General features: G+C 61.7%; 15 protein-coding genes. 10 read left to right on the top strand and 5 right to left on the bottom strand.

Translation table 11 applies throughout. The features are described from left to right. Nucleotides 1-12 precede the first annotated feature (12 nt). On the bottom strand, nucleotides 13-396 hold the full coding sequence (locus VNZ93_RS19325) for a 5-carboxymethyl-2-hydroxymuconate isomerase (protein ID WP_325708936.1): 384 nt from the start codon (nucleotides 394-396) through the stop codon (nucleotides 13-15). A gap of 152 nt (nucleotides 397-548) precedes the next feature. Between VNZ93_RS19325 and dapA the strand changes: the two genes are divergently transcribed. The 5 genes from dapA (at nucleotide 549) to VNZ93_RS19300 (ending at nucleotide 4,336) form a co-directional block, all read left to right on the top strand. Next, a complete protein-coding gene (gene dapA / locus VNZ93_RS19320) occupies nucleotides 549-1,463 on the top strand; it encodes a 4-hydroxy-tetrahydrodipicolinate synthase (protein WP_325708933.1) in 915 nt (304 codons plus the stop codon). After that, on the top strand, nucleotides 1,460-2,317 hold the full coding sequence (locus VNZ93_RS19315) for a fumarylacetoacetate hydrolase family protein (RefSeq protein ID WP_325708930.1): 858 nt from the start codon (nucleotides 1,460-1,462) through the stop codon (nucleotides 2,315-2,317). The genes dapA and VNZ93_RS19315 overlap by 4 nt, the downstream gene beginning before the upstream one ends. Further along, nucleotides 2,314-2,820 (top strand): homoprotocatechuate degradation operon regulator HpaR, encoded by a 507-nt coding sequence (gene hpaR / locus VNZ93_RS19310; RefSeq protein ID WP_325708927.1) that lies wholly within the window; start codon nucleotides 2,314-2,316, stop codon nucleotides 2,818-2,820. The genes VNZ93_RS19315 and hpaR overlap by 4 nt, the downstream gene beginning before the upstream one ends. Nucleotides 2,821-2,835: 15 nt before the next feature. Continuing rightward, nucleotides 2,836-3,621 (top strand): SDR family NAD(P)-dependent oxidoreductase, encoded by a 786-nt coding sequence (locus tag VNZ93_RS19305; protein ID WP_325708924.1) that lies wholly within the window; start codon nucleotides 2,836-2,838, stop codon nucleotides 3,619-3,621. 97 nt (nucleotides 3,622-3,718) lie between these two features. Then, nucleotides 3,719-4,336, top strand: coding sequence for a hypothetical protein (locus VNZ93_RS19300; protein WP_325708921.1), 618 nt, complete (start codon nucleotides 3,719-3,721; stop codon nucleotides 4,334-4,336). Between the two features lie 80 nt (nucleotides 4,337-4,416). On the opposite strand, the gene VNZ93_RS19295 is transcribed toward VNZ93_RS19300, so the two are convergent. Together VNZ93_RS19295 and VNZ93_RS19290 are read right to left on the bottom strand one after the other, a co-directional pair. Continuing rightward, on the bottom strand, nucleotides 4,417-5,733 hold the full coding sequence (locus VNZ93_RS19295) for a DUF3422 domain-containing protein (RefSeq protein ID WP_325708918.1): 1,317 nt from the start codon (nucleotides 5,731-5,733) through the stop codon (nucleotides 4,417-4,419). Between the two features lie 119 nt (nucleotides 5,734-5,852). Beyond that, the gene (locus VNZ93_RS19290) at nucleotides 5,853-7,679 is read right to left on the bottom strand and encodes a sigma 54-interacting transcriptional regulator (protein ID WP_414710125.1); all 1,827 of its coding nucleotides are present in this window, start codon (nucleotides 7,677-7,679) and stop codon (nucleotides 5,853-5,855) included. A gap of 306 nt (nucleotides 7,680-7,985) precedes the next feature. Here VNZ93_RS19290 and VNZ93_RS19285 point away from each other — a divergent pair, with 306 nt between their 5' ends. The 5 genes from VNZ93_RS19285 (at nucleotide 7,986) to VNZ93_RS19265 (ending at nucleotide 15,918) form a co-directional block, all read left to right on the top strand. Beyond that, the gene (locus VNZ93_RS19285) at nucleotides 7,986-9,383 is read left to right on the top strand and encodes a CmpA/NrtA family ABC transporter substrate-binding protein (RefSeq protein WP_325708912.1); all 1,398 of its coding nucleotides are present in this window, start codon (nucleotides 7,986-7,988) and stop codon (nucleotides 9,381-9,383) included. A gap of 22 nt (nucleotides 9,384-9,405) precedes the next feature. Continuing rightward, entirely contained in the window at nucleotides 9,406-10,245 is an 840-nt protein-coding gene (ntrB, locus tag VNZ93_RS19280) for a nitrate ABC transporter permease (RefSeq protein WP_325708909.1), read from the top strand. A 7-nt stretch (nucleotides 10,246-10,252) separates the two neighbouring features. Further along, nucleotides 10,253-11,215: an ABC transporter ATP-binding protein gene (locus VNZ93_RS19275; RefSeq protein WP_325708906.1), complete on the top strand. Its 963-nt coding sequence runs from the start codon at nucleotides 10,253-10,255 to the stop codon at nucleotides 11,213-11,215. 71 nt (nucleotides 11,216-11,286) lie between these two features. Beyond that, entirely contained in the window at nucleotides 11,287-11,775 is a 489-nt protein-coding gene (gene cynS / locus VNZ93_RS19270; protein WP_325708903.1) for a cyanase, read from the top strand. A gap of 216 nt (nucleotides 11,776-11,991) precedes the next feature. After that, nucleotides 11,992-15,918 (top strand): hypothetical protein, encoded by a 3,927-nt coding sequence (locus VNZ93_RS19265; RefSeq protein ID WP_325708900.1) that lies wholly within the window; start codon nucleotides 11,992-11,994, stop codon nucleotides 15,916-15,918. Nucleotides 15,919-15,946: 28 nt separating this feature from the next. On the opposite strand, the gene VNZ93_RS19260 is transcribed toward VNZ93_RS19265, so the two are convergent. Then, nucleotides 15,947-16,780 (bottom strand): hypothetical protein, encoded by an 834-nt coding sequence (locus tag VNZ93_RS19260; protein WP_325708897.1) that lies wholly within the window; start codon nucleotides 16,778-16,780, stop codon nucleotides 15,947-15,949. Between the two features lie 159 nt (nucleotides 16,781-16,939). After that, nucleotides 16,940-17,271: acyl-CoA thioesterase (locus VNZ93_RS19255; RefSeq protein WP_325708894.1), on the bottom strand; the 332-nt coding region annotated here is incomplete at its 5' end.

Raw genomic sequence — 17,271 nt, 5'->3', positions numbered from 1 at the left:
TAAAAAAGGGCGCTACGCCGCCTTCTCTTTCTTGCGCAGCGTGTCGCGTCGCAAGGTGAGCTGGGTGATCTCGTGCATCTCGAGCGCAAGCTGCATCGGATGTTTCTGCAGCGTCTGCTCGAGCGACTTTTCCGCCGCCGCCATCAGCATCTCGGCGACCTTCTGGTAGACCTCCTTCGGGCGGCCTTCGCGCATACGGACAATGATGTGCACATACGCATTGTCCGGGTTGCGGTCCGCGACACAGTAATGCTCACGGCGCTCGGCGCGCGTGCGGATGCCTTCGAGCGGCGCAGAGCCGGTATCGATCATCGCCTGATGCAGCGCATTCAAAAGGGCAGGGACGTCCATCGACTTATCGAGATTGGACGAATATTCCACGATGATATGTGGCATGGATCCTCCTCGTCGCCTGTCTTTGTTGGGGGTCGTTGACGCGCCCCGGTGGAGACCTTTAACATGTTAATCATTTCGCCGGGCGGGACGTCAAGACGGTTTTGCCCGGAAACGAGAGCGTCCAACGCTCACAGAAATTCGGGAGGCCGTCCATGCCGTTGCCGCTAGAGCGCATCAAGGGTTCGATTCCGCCGCTGCTGACGCCGTTCAAGAACGGTGAGGTCGATTACGACGCCTATGCGAAGCTCGTGGAGATGCAGATCCGCGAGGGTTCCCACGGCATCCTGGTGAACGGGACAACCTCCGAGCCGGCCTCTCTGACGACGGAGGAGCGCAATCGCCTGGTCACCCTGTCGGTCGAAGTCGCGAAGGGGCGCGTGCCGGTCGTCGCCGCCACCGGCTCGCAGGCGATCTGGGAAACCCGGATCCTGACCGAACATGCCGCAAAGGTAGGCGCGGACGCGCTGTTGATCGTCACGCCCTATTATACGCGGCCGCCGCAGCGCGGCATGATCGCCTACTATCTTGAAGTGATGAAGGGCATCGATCTGCCCTGGATGATCTATCACATCCCCGGCCGTGCCGCGATCGACATCAAGATCGATACGGTGAAGGAGTTGCGCGAGAAGTCGCCGAATTTCGTCGGCATGAAGCATGCCTCGCTCGATCTCGATTTCGTCACCGAATGCCTCGCGGCGGCCGGCCACGACTTCAAGATTTTCGTCGGGCTGGAGGAACTGTCCTTTCCGATGATGGCGATCGGCGCCTGCGGGCTGATGAATGCGGTCGGCAATCTGCGGCCGCGTGTTCTGTCCGATCTGTGCGAAGCGGTGTGGCGTGGCGATCTCGCGACCGCGCAGGACCTGCATCACCGTCTGTATGGGCTGAACAAGGCGATCTTCTACGATACCAATCCGATCCCCATCAAATACATGGCGAAGCGGCTCGGCATCGTCGACCGCAACGAGCACCGTCTGCCGATGGTGCCGGCGACGCCCGAACTGGAAAAGCGTCTCGACGGCGTTCTCTCGCGCGCCGGCATGCTGACGAGCGAAGCCGCAGAATGAAACTCGTAAGCTTCAATCAAGGCGGCCGCTCCGGCTTCGGCGTGGTCTCCGGCGACGGCGTGATCGACATGCGTTCGCGCCTGCCGCGTTATCAGTCGCTGCTCGAGGTGTTGCGCGCGGGTGCGCTCGACGAAGTCCGGAATGCAGCGAAGGATGCCCGGCCGGACTTCGCGCTGACCGACGTCGAATTGCTGCCGCCGGTCGTCGGGCCGGAGAAGATCCTCTGCATCGGCGTGAATTACGCGAACCGCAACGAGGAGTACAAGGACAACTCGGACCTGCCGAAATATCCGAGCATGTTCTTCCGCACCCCGGGCTCGTTCGTCGGGCACGGCGCGCCGCTGATCCGTCCGCCGGAATCCGAGCAACTCGATTACGAAGGCGAGATCGTGTTGGTCATCGGCAAGGAATGCCACCGCATCAAGCCCGAGCAGGCGAAGGATCACATCGCCGGCTACACGCTTTGCAACGAGGGCACGATCCGCGACTGGCTGCGGCACGCCAAGTTCAACGTCACGCAGGGCAAGAATTTCGATCGCTCGGGTTCGATCGGCCCGTGGATGGTGACGGCGGACGAGATCGAATACGGCAAGCCGCTGCATCTGAAGACGACGGTGAACGGCGAGGTGCGTCAGGACGACACCACCGCGAACCTGATCTTCAATTACGATTATCTCCTCTCCTACATTACGACCTTCACCACGCTAAAGCCGGGCGACATGATCGTGGCCGGTACGCCCACCGGTGCGGGGGCACGGTTTGATCCGCCGAAATGGCTGAAGCCGGGCGATGTGGTCGAGGTGACCGTACCGGAAATCGGCACGCTGCGGAACGGGGTTGAGGACGGGCTATGACCTCGCGCATGCGCCCCTTCCAGCGCTCGCTGCCAATGCAGCTCATGCTGGCGCGGGAAGCGGTGATGCAGCGGTTTCGTCCGCATCTCAATGCCAACGGTCTGACCGACCAGCAATGGCGCATCATCCGTGCGCTGAACGAAGTCGACGCGCTGGACATGGCGGCGCTCGGCCGCGCCTGCTGCCTGCACACGGCCTCGCTTTCGCGCAGTCTGCCGAACCTCGAGGCCGACGGGCTCATCTCGCGGAAAGCCAACAAGCAGGATCAGCGGCGCGTCAGCCTATCGCTGACAGCGAAGGGCCGGCGTCTGTTTGAGACGGTCGCGCCGAAATCCGAGGAGATCTATGCGCAACTCGCGCAGGAGATCGGATTGGAGCGGCTCGAGCAGGTCTATGATCTGCTCGACGAAGTGATCGGCATTCTCGAGAACCCGCAGCCGCGGGCAAAATCGGCTGCCGCCGCGCGGTCCCGCGACGTGGTCCGGCGCGGCAAGGCGAAGTAGAGCGAGGCGCACACCATGGGTGAGTTCAGCAACAAGGTTGTCGTTGTCACCGGCGGTAGCCGCGGAATCGGACTCGGTATTGCCGAGGCCTTTGCCAAGGAAGGCGCGCAGACGGTGATTGCCGCGACATCGGAGCGCAACCTCGCCGCCGCCGCCGAAGCGGTCGCGTCGACCGGCGGGCCGAAGGCCGTCACCGCGGCGCTCGACCTGCGCAAGCTGGAGGATTGCCAGAAGCTGCATGCGCTGGTGAAGAAGGGCCTCGGCCGCTGCGACGTGCTGATCAACAATGCTGGTGCAACGCGCGCCGGTAATTTTCTCGAACTCAGCGATGAGATCTGGCAGGACGGCTTCGCATTGAAATTCTTCGGATGCGTGCGGCTGTCGCGCCTGTTCTGGCCGATGCTGAAGGATGCGCAGGGCTCGGTCGTCAATATCGGCGGGGGTGCGGCGCGTACGCCGGGCGCCGATTTCACGATCGGTTCGTCCTGCAATGCGGCGATGGCAAATTTTTCGAAGGCGCTGTCGCGGCTTGGCATGAAGGATGGCGTGAACGTCAACATCATCCATCCGGGTCTGACCGAAACCGACCGTATCCAGGATCTGTTTGCGCAACGCGCCAGCGCCGCCGGCAAGACCATGGACGAAATTCGCGTCGAGGCGGTTGCGCATGACGGTATTCGGCGCATGGGCCAACCGGCGGATGTCGCCGCGCTTGCGGCGTTCCTCTGCAGCGCCAGGGGACGCCATATTCAGGGCGCGGCGATCCCGGTCGATGGCGGCGCGACGCCGGGCTATTATTGAGCGGCCGGCACCACCCTGAGGGATGCACGGAATAGCGCCTCAATTCAGGTGTTCCTCCCGGTATGCGGCGTCCAAAAGCTGCACCAGGGAGAGGTCCATGATCGCTAGCATCAGACTATCATCCATCGCCGCTGCGTTCGTGGCTTTGAGCATCGCGGGCAGCGCGTTCGCTCAAGACAAGCCGGTGCGTGTGCGCGGCGAGATCGTATCGCTCGAGGGCCCGATTATGACTGTGAAGTCGCGCGACGGCTCGGAGATGAAAATCAAGCTCGCCGACAATGTGGGGATCTCCGGGATCATTCCGGTCAAGCTGGAGGACATCAAGCCGAATTCGTATATCGGCGTATCCTCCATGCCTCAGCCCGACGGCACGCAGCGCGCGATGCACGTCCACATCTTCCCGGAAGCCTTGCGCGGCACCGCCGAGGGGCACTTCCCCTGGGACAACCAGCCCAAGAGCATGATGACAAACGCGACCGTCGCCAACATGGTCAAGAGCGTGGACGGCGAGACGATCACGGTGAAACACAAGGACGGCGAACAGAAAATCGTCGTTCCGCCAAGTGCGCCGATCGTGACCTATGTCCCCGGCAGCATGGCCGATCTGAAACCGGGTGCGAAGATCTTCATCGTTGCAGCCGCTCGCCAGCCGGACGGCACGTTCACCGCATCGCGCGTGAGTGTCGGCAAGGATGGTCTGACGCCGCCCATGTGAGCTTCGGCTCAAGTCATTCCCGCGAGTGGTGGAAGAGTCATGCGCTGGGTCCCCGCCTTCCGGGGACGAGCGGATATTCGCTACACCTCGTGCTCATCGTCCTTGCCGACATGCCGATGGCGGATGCGCCGCACGGTCCACCAGATCGCGAGTGCCGCGATCGGCACGAAGATAGCGGTCGCGAATGTCGGTTCGATAGGCCAGCCCGCGTCGTGCAGGCCCTTCACCAGATAACCGAACAGTCCGACGACATAATAGCTGATTGCCGCGACCGAGAGACCTTCAACCGTCGTCTGCAGCCGAAGCTGCATGCGCGTGCGGGCATTCATCGAGCGCAACAGATCGCGGTTCTGCTGCTCGACCTCGACATCGACGCGCGTGCGTAGAAGCTGCGCGGCACGCGCAAGCTTGCGTGAGAGATTGGCCTGACGCTCCTCGGTGGCAATGCAGGTGCGGATCGCGGGCGCCATGCGGCGGGCGAGGAACGAGGACCAGGTCGGCAATCCACCGACCTTGCGTTCTCCGATGATGCGCAGCCGCGTCTGCACGATGTCGTCATAGGCGCGGCTTGCGCCGAACCGGAACAGGCTGCCGGCGGCGCCGGCTTCGAGTTCGGCCGCGAGGGCCGTGAGTTCGTCGAGTAGCCGGTTATTGTCCGCCAGTGAGGAAGTTTTTTGTAGTTCACTGGTCAGTTCCGCGAGGCCGCGTTCGATCCGGTTGATGGATGGCGTCAATTCCTGTGCCTTGGGCAGGCCGAGAAGCGCAAGCGTGCGATAGGTTTCGAGTTCGAGCAGACGCTGGACCAGCGCGCCGGCGCGCTCCGGCCCGAGATCGCGATCGAGCACGAGGATGCGGACAAAGCCTTCAGGATCGGGATGGAAATCGGTCGCGTAGACCGCAGTGCCATCCGAATTCTCCGCGACCGCAAGGCTCGGCCGATTGAAATGGCGTTCGACCGCGAGACGGTCGGGCCTGTCCGTCATGAGATGCAGATCGATCGCCACCAGCAATGGTCCCGGCTGTGGCACCAGCGTCATGGGTGTTGCGAGCGAGGCCGGGGAGGGGTGAAACGGCGGCGTATCCGGGTCGGCGGGCAACTCGATCGTATAGGTCGTGAATTCGGAATGCTGCTCCCAGCGCAGCCCGGTGCCTCCGAACGTGATGTGGAAGTGCCGGTCGGACGGAAGCGGCGGCGTCACGCCTCGCCGGACGCACAATTCGGTCAGCGCGTTGCGATCCTGATGCGCCTGTTCGCCCACGGTGTCGAAGGCGAAATGGAGGATGCGTGCCGGTGTCGGCAATGCCCGGAACGGACGCGCATGGACCTCGCCCAGGATCGCTGCGCGCAGGCGATGGGGGGCGAGCCGCTTGTCGCCGATGATGACTTCCGCGCTCATGACCCGATTCCGGCACGCGGCCGCGGACTTGGCAAGCGGTGTCGTGTCTTTAGGTGTAGCAAATGTTCCCCGCGAAGGCGCGGACCGTGAGGGTCGATATGGCTCGCCTCAGCGGACGACTATGAGCGCTTCCTCTTGTTCACCGTGATCCCTAGCGCCTTGATGCGGGAGGTGAGGGTGGTTGGCCGGACGTCGAGCAATTCGGCAGCGCCGCCTGGCCCGAACACCTTGCCGCCGCAGGCATCCAGAGCCGCAACGATGTTGGCGCGGTCTCGATCGCGCCGTTCGTCCTCCGTCAGCAACGTGGCAGCATCGGAGCGGCCTGCGGCCGCGCGCATGCCGGCGGAGGGCAGGTCGATGCGGATGCGACCGTCGCGCGCCAGAATTGCCGCGTGCTCCATGACGTTCTGTAATTCGCGGACATTGCCGGGCCACGCATATTGCACGAGCCTGCGCGCGTCGCCCTCTGTCAGTCGGACGGCGCCTATTTTCAGCTTGTGCGCGGCCGCTTTGAGGAAATGCTGCGCGAGCAGAGGGATGTCCTCGGTGCGCTCGCGCAAGGGGACGCAGTCGATCGGGAAGACGTTAAGCCGGAAATAGAGATCCTCGCGGAACTGCTTCTCACGCACCGCTGCTGCGAGGTCACGATTGGTCGCGGCGATCACGCGCACATCGACACGGCGCGTACGCGCTTCGCCGACGCGTTCAAATTGTCCCTCCTGCAACACGCGCAGGAGCTTGCCCTGTAGCCCGAGAGGGATGTCGCCGATTTCGTCGAGGAACAGCGTGCCGCCATCGGCCAGCTCAAAACGCCCGGGCCGGTCCCGAAGTGCGCCCGCCAGCGCGCCTCGCGCGTGACCGAAAAACTCGCTCTCGAACATGTCGCGGGCGACCGCCGCGCAATTGACGCGGATCAGCGGGCGATGGCTGCGTTTGCTCGCGCCATGGATGGCGCGGGCGACCAGCTCCTTGCCGGTGCCGGATTCACCCGTGATGAGAACGCTGGCTTCCGTCGGCGCCACGAGCTCGACCTGGCGCAGGGTCTTCTGCATCGCGGCGCTAACGCCGATGATGCCGCGATGATCGGTTTGCTGGCGAATTTCCTCTTGCAGATATTCGTTGTCCTGTTCGAGGCGCTTTCGCAGTTGATCCACTTCGGAAAGCGCGAGACGCAGCTTCTCGTCCGCCTCCCGGCGCTGCGTGATGTCGCGGAACACGATAACGGCTCCGACCACGCTGCCGCGATCACGGATCGGGGTCGATGTGTATTCCACGAAGAGGCGACTGCCGTCCTTCCGCCAGAACACTTCGTTGCTGACCTGATGCACCGCGCCGTCGCGAAAGGCGGCATAGATCGGGCAATGAATCGCGGGATAGTGCGAACCGTCGGCGTGCGTGTGATGCACGATGGAATGCATGTCCTTGCCAACCAGCTCCTCCGCCGTAAAGCCCAGCATCCGTTCGGCCGCGGGATTGACGAAGGTGGTCTTGCCGTCGGCGTTGACGCCGTAGATGCCTTCACCGGCAGCGCGCAGAATAAGCTGGTTCTCGCGCTCGACATCGCGGAAGAACCGCTCGGTGCGTTGCCATTCCTCAAGTCCGCTGCGGATGTAAAGATCGGCTTCGGTATCGGTATCGCGCTTTCGCTGCGCGGCGAGATCGGTGACAACCAGAAGGAGATCCGGCGCGGCCCCTTCGCTGAGCCGGCTCCCGGCATATTCGACCGCAAGCTCATGTCCCGTGGCGTGGCGGGGCTTCAATCCGCGCGTCCGGTACTCACCTTTGGCCAGTACGCCATCGGTGAACACGATCAGCGCCGGCAATTGGCCGGGATGCAGCGCCGTGACCCGCATCTCGCGCAACATCGCGCGGTCATATCCGAGCAGCTGGCTGGCCGCGGGATTGGCATCCAGGACACGATCGGTTGCCGGGTTGAGCGCGATCATCGGTGCGGGCGCTGCTTCGAAAATGCGCCCAAAGCCGGCAGGAGATGCGCTCGTTGCCTGAATTTCGAGCAGGCTGGAATGAAGAGTCATGATGGCGCTCTGGCGCCCGGCGAAAGATTGTTACCAAATTTCGTAATCTACGAAAAGTCGTAAATCGTCTGCCCCGCTTTTCCTCGGGAATTTGCGCCTGCGACATGTCGCCCCCGGTCCATTGGGTAACTGGCACTGACTTTGCTCTCTCAGAAGCAACCATGGCGGCGCGTTCAAGCGGCGCCGTCTGCGACAGGCACAGGCGGGAGAGGTTCGATGTCCACCTTCGACAATCCGTTCGACTCGAAACGTATGCTGAATTCCTCCGGTTGCTCCTGCGGCCGTCATGTCAGCCAGGCCGAACATGAGCGCGATGCCATCCGGCAACTGCAATGCGCTCCGGTCGAGGCGCCGCAAAGCGAGGAGAAGCGCTATGAGGGCGTGGTCGCCTCCGCGGTTATGCGCGCAATGTTTCCGAAAGACGTCGCTCGTAGAGCGTTCCTGAAATCGGTCGGCGCTTCGACCGCGCTTGCGGCGATCTCGCAATTCTTCCCGCTCTCGACTGCGACCGAGGTATTCGGGCAGGGCGCTCCGCTGGAGAAAAAGGACCTCAAGGTCGGCTTCATTCCGATCACGTGTGCGACGCCGATCATCATGGCGCACCCGATGGGCTTCTACTCGAAGCATGGGTTGAACGTCGAAGTGATCAAGACGGCCGGATGGGCGGTGATCCGCGACAAGACGCTCAACAAGGAATACGACGCCGCGCACATGCTGTCGCCGATGCCGCTGGCCATCACCATGGGTGCAGGCTCGACGCCGACGCCATACACGATGCCGGCGGTGGAAAACATCAACGGCCAGGCCATCACGCTCAGCGTCAAGCACAAGGACAAGCGCGATCCCAAGAGCTGGAAGGGCTTCAAGTTCGCTGTGCCGTTCGATTACTCGATGCACAATTACCTGCTGCGCTACTATCTGGCGGAGCACGGACTGGACCCGGACGCCGACGTGCAGATCCGCGCGGTGCCGCCGCCGGAAATGGTGGCGAACCTGCGTGCCGACAATATCGACGGATTCCTCGGCCCCGATCCTATGAATCAGCGCGCTGTGTTCGACGGCGTCGGCTTCATCCACATCCTGACGAAGGATATCTGGGAAGGGCATCCGTGCTGTGCCTTCGCGGCATCGAATGAATTTGTGAAGACGATGCCGAATACTTATGCGGCGTTGCTCAAATCGATCATCGATGCGACCGCGTTTGCACACAAGGCGGAGAACCGAAAGCAGATCGCCGAAGCGATCGCGCCCGCGAATTATCTGAACCAGCCGCAGATCGTGCTGGAGCAGATCCTCACGGGGACTTTCGCCGATGGCCTTGGAAGCATCCAGAAGGTGCCGAACCGCGTCGACTTCGATCCGTTCCCGTGGGAGTCGTTTGCGGTGTGGATCCTGACCCAGATGATGCGCTGGGGCCAGATCAAGGGCGACGTCGACTATGCTGGCATTGCCAAGCAGGTGTTCCTCGCGACCGACACCACCAAGTTGATGAAGGAGGTCGGCCTGACGCCGCCTGCGTCGACCACCAAGTCCTTCATCGTGATGGGCAAGACGTTCGATCCGTCGAAGCCGGAGGACTATCTCGCAAGCTTCAAGATCAAGAAGTCGGCGTGAAGGTGGACCGGCCGGGACAGCCATGACACGCTCGCTCACGCTTCGCGCCGCGATCGTATCGATCGCATTGTTTGCTGTGTTCATCGCGGCGTGGCACCTCGCCACCCGCGGGACCGGCACGGTTGCGCAGATGGACCCGGAATACGCCAAGCTCATGGGCATGACGGCGACGCAAGGCAAATCGGCAATGCCGGGTCCGCTCGATGTCGGGCGCAAGCTGTGGGAGCACCTGAACCAGCCGTTCTACGACAAGGGTCCGAACGACAAGGGCGTCGGAATTCAGCTCGCCTATTCGCTCGTTCGCGTGCTGACCGGCTACTTTCTGGCGGTCATCGTGGCGCTTCCGATCGGCTTTCTGATCGGCATGTCCCCGCTGATGAGCCGAGCGCTCGATCCATTCATCCAGGTGCTCAAACCGATCTCGCCGCTCGCCTGGATGCCGCTCGCGCTTTACACCATCAAGGATTCATCGCTGTCGGCGATCTTCGTCATCTTCATCTGCTCGGTGTGGCCGATGCTGCTCAACACGGCGTTCGGCGTATCGGCCGTGCGCAAGGAATGGCTCAACGTCGCGCGCACACTCGAGGTCGGACCTATTCGGAGAGCTTTCACCGTCATCCTCCCTGCTGCGGCCCCGACTATATTGACTGGCATGCGCATCTCTATTGGCATCGCGTGGCTTGTCATCGTCGCGGCCGAGATGCTGGTCGGGGGAACAGGCATTGGTTACTTCGTCTGGAACGAATGGAATAATTTGTCGATTGTGAATGTGATCAATGCAATTCTTCTGATTGGTATTGTTGGGATGGTTCTCGATCAAATTCTTGCGTATTTCCAGCGCATGGTCACCTTCCCGGAATAGGACGACCATGGCCGACAGCTTCATCTCCATCGAGAGCATCGCCAAGCGCTACCCCGCACCCGGCGGAGCGACGACCACCATCTTCGACAATCTCTGGCTGCCGATGCAGCGCGGCGAATTCGTCTGCGTGATCGGCCATTCCGGATGCGGCAAGACCACCGTGCTCAACATCCTCGCCGGCCTCGACACGCCGTCCGACGGCGCGGTGATCGTCGACGGCCAGGCGATCGAGGGCCCCTCCCTCGACCGCGCGGTGATCTTCCAGGGTCATTCGCTCCTTCCCTGGCGCAGCGTGATGGGCAACGTCGCCTATGCCGTCACCTCGAAGTGGCGCAAATGGTCCTCCGCGCAGGTGCACGCGCAGGCGCAGAAATTCATCGACCTCGTCGGCCTCACCGGCTCCGAGCACAAGCGCCCGTCCGAACTCTCCGGCGGCATGAAGCAGCGCGTCGGCATCGCGCGCGCGCTCTCGATCGATCCGAAGATCCTCCTGATGGACGAGCCGTTCTCCGCGCTCGACGCGCTCACGCGCGGCACGCTGCAGGACGAGGTGCGCCGCATCTGCCAGGAGACCGGCCAGACCGTGTTCATGATCACCCACGACGTCGACGAGGCGATCTATCTCGCCGACAGGATCGTGCTGATGACCAACGGGCCCGGCGCCGTGCTCGCCGAGATCGTGGAGAACCCGCTGCCGAAGGCGCGCAGCCGCACCGAGTTTCACAAGCACCCGCTCTATTACGCGGTGCGCAACCACATCATCGATTTCCTGGTCGAGCGCAGCCGCACCTTCACGAAGGAAAATCCGACCTTCGACCCGCGCCATGTGCCGGTGATCCGGCCCGGCGTCGCGGAGCCGGTGGTGGTTGCGGGTAACGGTGACACTCTATCCACGTCATTGCCGGGCGAAAGCCCGTCGAAGACGGGCGTGAACGCCCTTTCCACCCGGCAATCCATCGCGAACGCATGACTCATTGTCTCGATGGATGCGCGGGTCAAGCCCGCGCATGACCACTGAGAGAGCATCCAGGGAGACCTCACATGAAACGCAGCGACCTCACCGAGAAGATCCTCGACATCAAGCGCGAGAAGGGCTGGACGTGGAAACACATCTGCGGCGAGATCGGCGGCTTTTCCGACACGCTGATTGTCGGGGCGCTGCTCGGCCAGATGAAGCTGACCAAGCCGCAGGCGATGAAGGCCGGCGACCTGTTCGGGCTGTCGAAGACGGAAGTGGCGCTGCTCAACGAGGTGCCGATGCGCGGCGACGGCACGCCGATGCCGCCGACCGATCCGCTGATCTATCGCTTCTACGAGATGGTGATGGTGAACGGGCCGGCCTGGAAGGCGCTGATCGAGGAGGAATTCGGCGACGGCATCATGTCGGCGATCGACTTCGACTTCGCGTTCGAGCGCGTCGCCAATCCGAAGGGCGACCGCGTGAAGATCACGATGAGCGGCAAGTTCCTGCCGTACAAGTATTACGGCGCAACGGGCAACGTGCCGGAATATGGGTTCAAGGAGGAGTGAGGAAAATGACCCGCGTAGCGACTGAATAACGCGCCTTGCTGTTAGCTGCGCGAGGGATTGACTTGTTCAAAGGGGAGTTTGCGCTAATATTCACGGTTTCAATTAACGCCTTGTTGCGCATCCGTGGATCGAATTGTACGTGAAATATTTCCGTCGAGGCAAAGCGAGGACACTCGTCCGCGGTATTTCTCGGAGTACTCCTCGCTCGCAAATATCGTGCTGCTTGGCGATCCTGGTGCGGGCAAGTCTCACCTGTTTCGTGCTTTTTCGGGTACCGAGGGCGGCCGCTACGTAACTGTACGGACTTTCTTGGCTACTCCGGTCCGAACCAAGGGAGAGACACTTTTTATCGACGGTCTCGATGAGAAGCGCGCTGGGCGCGGAGATCGGGACACACTCGACGCGCTAGTCGGTAAGCTGTTCGAGGCTGCGCCAGCAAAGGTAAGGTTGTCCTGCCGGGCGGCCGATTGGCTCGGTGAAAGTGATCTCGTATCGCTAGGGCCGTTTTTTGAGCAGAGCGGAGGAAAGCCTACGGTTCTAGGCCTCACCACTCTGAGCAAAGAAGAAGGCCTTGCTGTTCTTATGGCGCATGGCCTCACGGCGGCAGAGGCGGAAGCCTTCCCGAGAGAAGCCCAAGAGCGTGGACTTGGAGAGCTTTTAGAAAACCCGCAAAATCTTCTGATGTTAATTCGCGTTGTCCGCAGCGGACAATGGCCGAAAACGCGCAAGGCGCTGTTCGAGCTCTCGACCGATCTGATGCTTGAAGAATCCGACAGCAATCATGCGGTGAAAGAGTTAGGCAAGTATTCGGCGAAAGAGTTACGCCCAGTCGCGGGTGCGATCCTTGCCGCAAGACTCATCAGCGATATCGAAGGAATCGGGCTAACCGAACAAGCCGGTTCGGCTGCCCTTCCAGGCTATCGTAGTCTCGACCTTCTTGACCGTGAACTTGTGCAGGCTGCGTTGACGCGCCGCGTGTTCGTGGCAGGCGCATCTCCCCAGAGCGTGGATTACGCGCACCGCACAACGGCAGAATATCTTGGCGCTGCATGGCTTGCGAGTGCCGTCCGAGGCGGTCTCCCCTTATTGCGTCTGCAAGCTCTCCTTGGAGTGGATGGGCATCCCGCTCCTGAGTTGCGCGGTCTGCATGCGTGGCTGGCCGTGCATCTTCCGGAACACGCGCCGCGTCTGATCGATGCAGATCCTTACGGTGTCCTAATTTATGGCGATGCATCCTCGCTTTCCCCGTCGAACTGTGCTCGTCTTGTCGAGGCGCTCGGTCATCTCTCCCAGAAAGATCCGTGGTTTCGGCGCGATGCTTGGGGGGAGCCTCCGGTGGGTGCGTTGTCACGCGCGGACATGATCGAGGCATTCCGCAAGGTTATGCACTCTGAACAGGCGGGATTTGGCGTGCGCTCGATAGTGGTTGAGGCACTGGCGCTTGGGGTGCCGCAGCCAGACCTGACAGACGACCTCGCCATGATCGTGGTAAGAAGCAAATCGAGTTATGTGGAGCGCCGATTTGCTGTCAAGGCGCTGCTCAAGTTGGGCACCATTGGCAAGAATGTACTGGCTGACCTCTACCGCAGTGGGCTTGGAAAGCAGGTTGATGAACTAAGACTACGTGTGGATATTCTTCGGGCCATGTACGGCGATCCGTTCCGGCCTCAGGATGTGTTCGCGCTGATCCGTGACATCTGGTCAAGCCCGAATGAACTGCCGGGCGGGGTGCTGTGGTTCTTGGCAGACGCGCTGCCATTGATTGATATTCCTGCCATTCTGGACGGCATTGAGCGTCGTCAGCGCACGACGAAAATCGCTCGTCGTAATGCATGGGAGATAGCCAGGTTCTATGAACGCATTCTCATGCGGGCCTGGAATGAACTGGCCGAGATCGAACCCGGCCGAGCGCTGCAATGGCTTCACGTAAACCGCGTTTTTAGAGACAACTATAGCGGTGGTCGGGATGAGTTCCGCTCTGCGATTGGAGCAAAGCCGGATCGACTGCTCGCAATTGCAGATTACTTCCTATCGGAATGCCGGACCGATGATGAACGCTGGCGTGATCTTTACCATTTTCAAGAGGCGACACTCCATCTTCTTGCGTCGGACGAAATGCTGGGGTTGCTGATTAGTCATTTTATGAAAGCGCCTGCGGGTAGTGCCAGGCGGGTGTTTCTTTACGAAATGTCTTTTTCGTTTATTTGGCGCAGCGAGTCTCAGCTGGGCCGAGACGTGTTCGAAAAAGTCTATGATTTTGGCGAGGGCGATACCTGGCTTTTGTCAATCCGGGATACGTCGGTCTGCACCAAGCTTCCCGACCGCTATCTAGAGCACAAGATTCAGCGCGATGCTCGTGAGGCCAAAGAGGAAAGGGGTCGAGCGGAGAATCGTACAAAATTCAAAGAGGAAATCGCCGCAATCCGTGCCGGATCTCATACAGGCTGGCTCGGGTTTCTCGCCGGAATTTATTATGGACTGTTCGCCGGCGCAGATGCGCAGGCAACTCCGCAGGAGCGGCTTGCATTCTTCATTGGTGAGGAGAACGTTCCTGCCGCGATGGAAGGGCTCAAGGCAGCGCTTTCGCGCCGCGATCGTCCCGGGCTCCAGGCCGTCGTGGATATGGCTACGATCGGCCGTGTGCAAATTTGGTGGCGTGCCGTGTTGGTGGCGATGGACGAGCGCTTTGCGGCAGACAGTGGGCTGTCCGCATTTCCTGACGACTTGTTGTCTGCAGCCATTGTTCTCGATCTGGTCGATCCAATCCCCGAGACCCAAGACGGAAAGCAACGCTGGCGGGTGCCAGCCTGGAAGAACGCGGCGCTAGACCAGCGCCCTGATCTGGTCCATACAGCATACAAGGCAATCGCGCGTGTTCGTTTTGCCGAGAGCGAACAGCATGTCGACGGATTGCGCGCACTTCTGACTGAAGAGGCATTCAAACCGTATCGTGCCGAAACGATACTCGAATTCTTGCGCGATTTTCCGAATGCAAACCGTTTCCGGCTAAATGAGCTGCTAGATGCGATGCTCGCGGTGCCTGAGGCGCACCGGGGCTTCGTCGATCTCGCTGTGCCGGTGATTGATCACAAAGTGTTAGTTGACCAGCCGCAATACGATCAGTGGCTTGCGGCGGCGTACATTGTCTCGCCGTCTCAGTTTGAGGCGGCTGTAGAAACAACGGCGCGGGGTCGTCGGGGTTTAGTCTTCGATCTTCGCGATTTTGCGAGTGGTCGCCATGGCAATGGCAGGCAAACAATTACGCTCACTCTTCCCCAACTCGAATTTATTGCTCGGCTGATCGGAGCGCTGCACCCTTATACGCCTCCGCCCGCGGTAGGGTGGTCCGGCGACACTAATGCTTGGGACGCCTCCGACTACTTCAATGCCCTTATCAACCAGATAAGTGCGAACCCTTCTGAGACCGCAGCGCAATCGCTGGCGCGGCTCGAAGCGCTGCCTGTGCTCGCATCATATCGATCATTTCTGCTGAATGCCAAAGCGCGGCAGCAGGCCCGCCGCCGCGAGGTGGAGTATGACCGGCCTGACTGGTCACACACTCTGAATGCGCTCACAAAAGGACCTCCGGCGACTGTTGGCGATCTCCACGCGATGGTGCTCGGACATCTTGACGATGTGCGTTTCTGGATCACCAGAGATAATACCGATGGCTATAAGCTCTTCTGGAATCTTGATTCTTATGGGAGGCATGAGACCCCGCTTCCGGAGGATGTCTGCAGGGATAGGCTAATCGATCGTTTGCGCATCGGACTGGTCCCGCTTTCCGTTATGGTGGAGCCCGAAGGCCACATGGCGCGCGACAAACGGGCCGATATTTCAGTTGCTATGCCGGAGCGTAAGATCCTGTGTGAGCTCAAGCGTGACTATCATCGAGATGTTTGGAAAGCGGCCGATGAACAGCTTGAGCGATTCTATGTTCATGACCCCGCTGCTCACGGATTCGGGGTCTATGTCGTTCTTTGGTTTGGCGATAAGCGACCGCGCGATATCCCGTCTCACCCCGGTGGCCAACCGCGTCCAGGGACACCGGAAGAAATGGAGAGGATGTTACGGGAACTGTTGCCCGCCGATCGTAAGGAACGCATCGCAATTGTTGTTGTCGATGTTTCAGGGGCAGGATAAGCGAAGGGGCAAAGTGCACGGGAAGCTTCTACCGTCCCCAATCGAACATCCGCCCATGCTCCCTGTTGCGCCGCGACCTGCGCCCGCGCGGGCGCGTGTGCCGGTTGTCCTCGGGTGGGCGATGGCTGTCGATGACATCGCGCACCGCTGCTTCCGGTGCGCGATCGAGCCGCACCCCTTCGGCTCGCAGGCGCTTCAGGATGTCTGCCGCTGACTCATGAGATTGCTGCCCCCGGGTCCCCGCATCTTGTGCAGGACGCGCTCCGCGCTGTTGCGCGGGCACGACCGGAGGAGAGAGTGCGCGCCGCCGCTTTTTCGGCCGCGCCGCGAGCTTGGCCATCTTCGCCAGTTCGAGCGCTGCGGCGAGCTTGTCGAGATCGACGCCCGGGTCGGCTTCCAGTTCGCGCACATAACGCTCGGCCAGCGCGTCGAGCCGCGATGCAAGCGTGCGGCGCTTCAGCCGCGCGCTGGCCCTTTCGCGCGGCACGGTGTCGGTCGCGCGCGGCGCAAAGACCGGCCGCTGCCAGTTCTGGTCGCGCGTCCAGCGGCAGATGCTGGCCCGGCCGACGCCGGTGCGCGCTTCGATCTCGCTGTAGGTGAGCGTCGTCTGCTCGATCAGCGCCCGCACCGCCGCGACCTTCGCATCGCCATGGGGGCGGCGCGTGCGCGGCGCGCGCTCGGGAAAGCCGCCGGGCGCATCGGGCGTGACGCGGACGCGGCTGGGACCATCGAAGGCGGAGCGGTAGGGGAGGCGCATGAAGAGGAATATAGTCCTTTTATGCGGCGGGGCAAGCGTGAGCCGCAAGCTCAGTGCGCTCCCTCCCCACCGAACTCGGGCTTGCCCGAGTTCGGCATACATCATGCGCAAGTCGGGCAGGCCCGACTTGCGTGCGGGGAACTCGGTTCACCCCCCTCCCGTCCGCCTCAGCTTCGCTGCGGCGGCCGACCTCCCCCGCAAGGGGGGAGGTGAAGAACGAAACTCGCGAGGGGAGGGGAGCGGTTAGAGCGGCGCCAAGCCTCGCTACGCAATAACCAGCCCGTCCAGCGCGCGCTGCAGCGCGTGCGGCAGCGGCACCGGCCGGCCGCTGGCGCGGTCGACATAGACATGCACGAAATGGCCCTGCGCCGCGGCGGTGGGCTCATCGCCGCGGAAGATGCCGATCTCGTAGCGCACGCTCGATGTGCCGCGATGCGCGACGCGCAGGCCCGCAATCACCGTTTCAGGGAAGGCGAGCGGGGCGAAGTAATTGCATTGGGTTTCGACCACGAGGCCGATGACGGTACTCGCCGCGATGTCGAGCGCGCCCTGTTCGATCAGGTAGCCGTTCACGACCGTGTCGAAATACGAGTAAT

The organism is Pseudorhodoplanes sp. (assembly GCF_035565795.1).
GTDB lineage: Bacteria > Pseudomonadota > Alphaproteobacteria > Rhizobiales > Xanthobacteraceae > Pseudorhodoplanes.
This window is presented reverse-complemented; position numbering and strand designations above follow the sequence as displayed.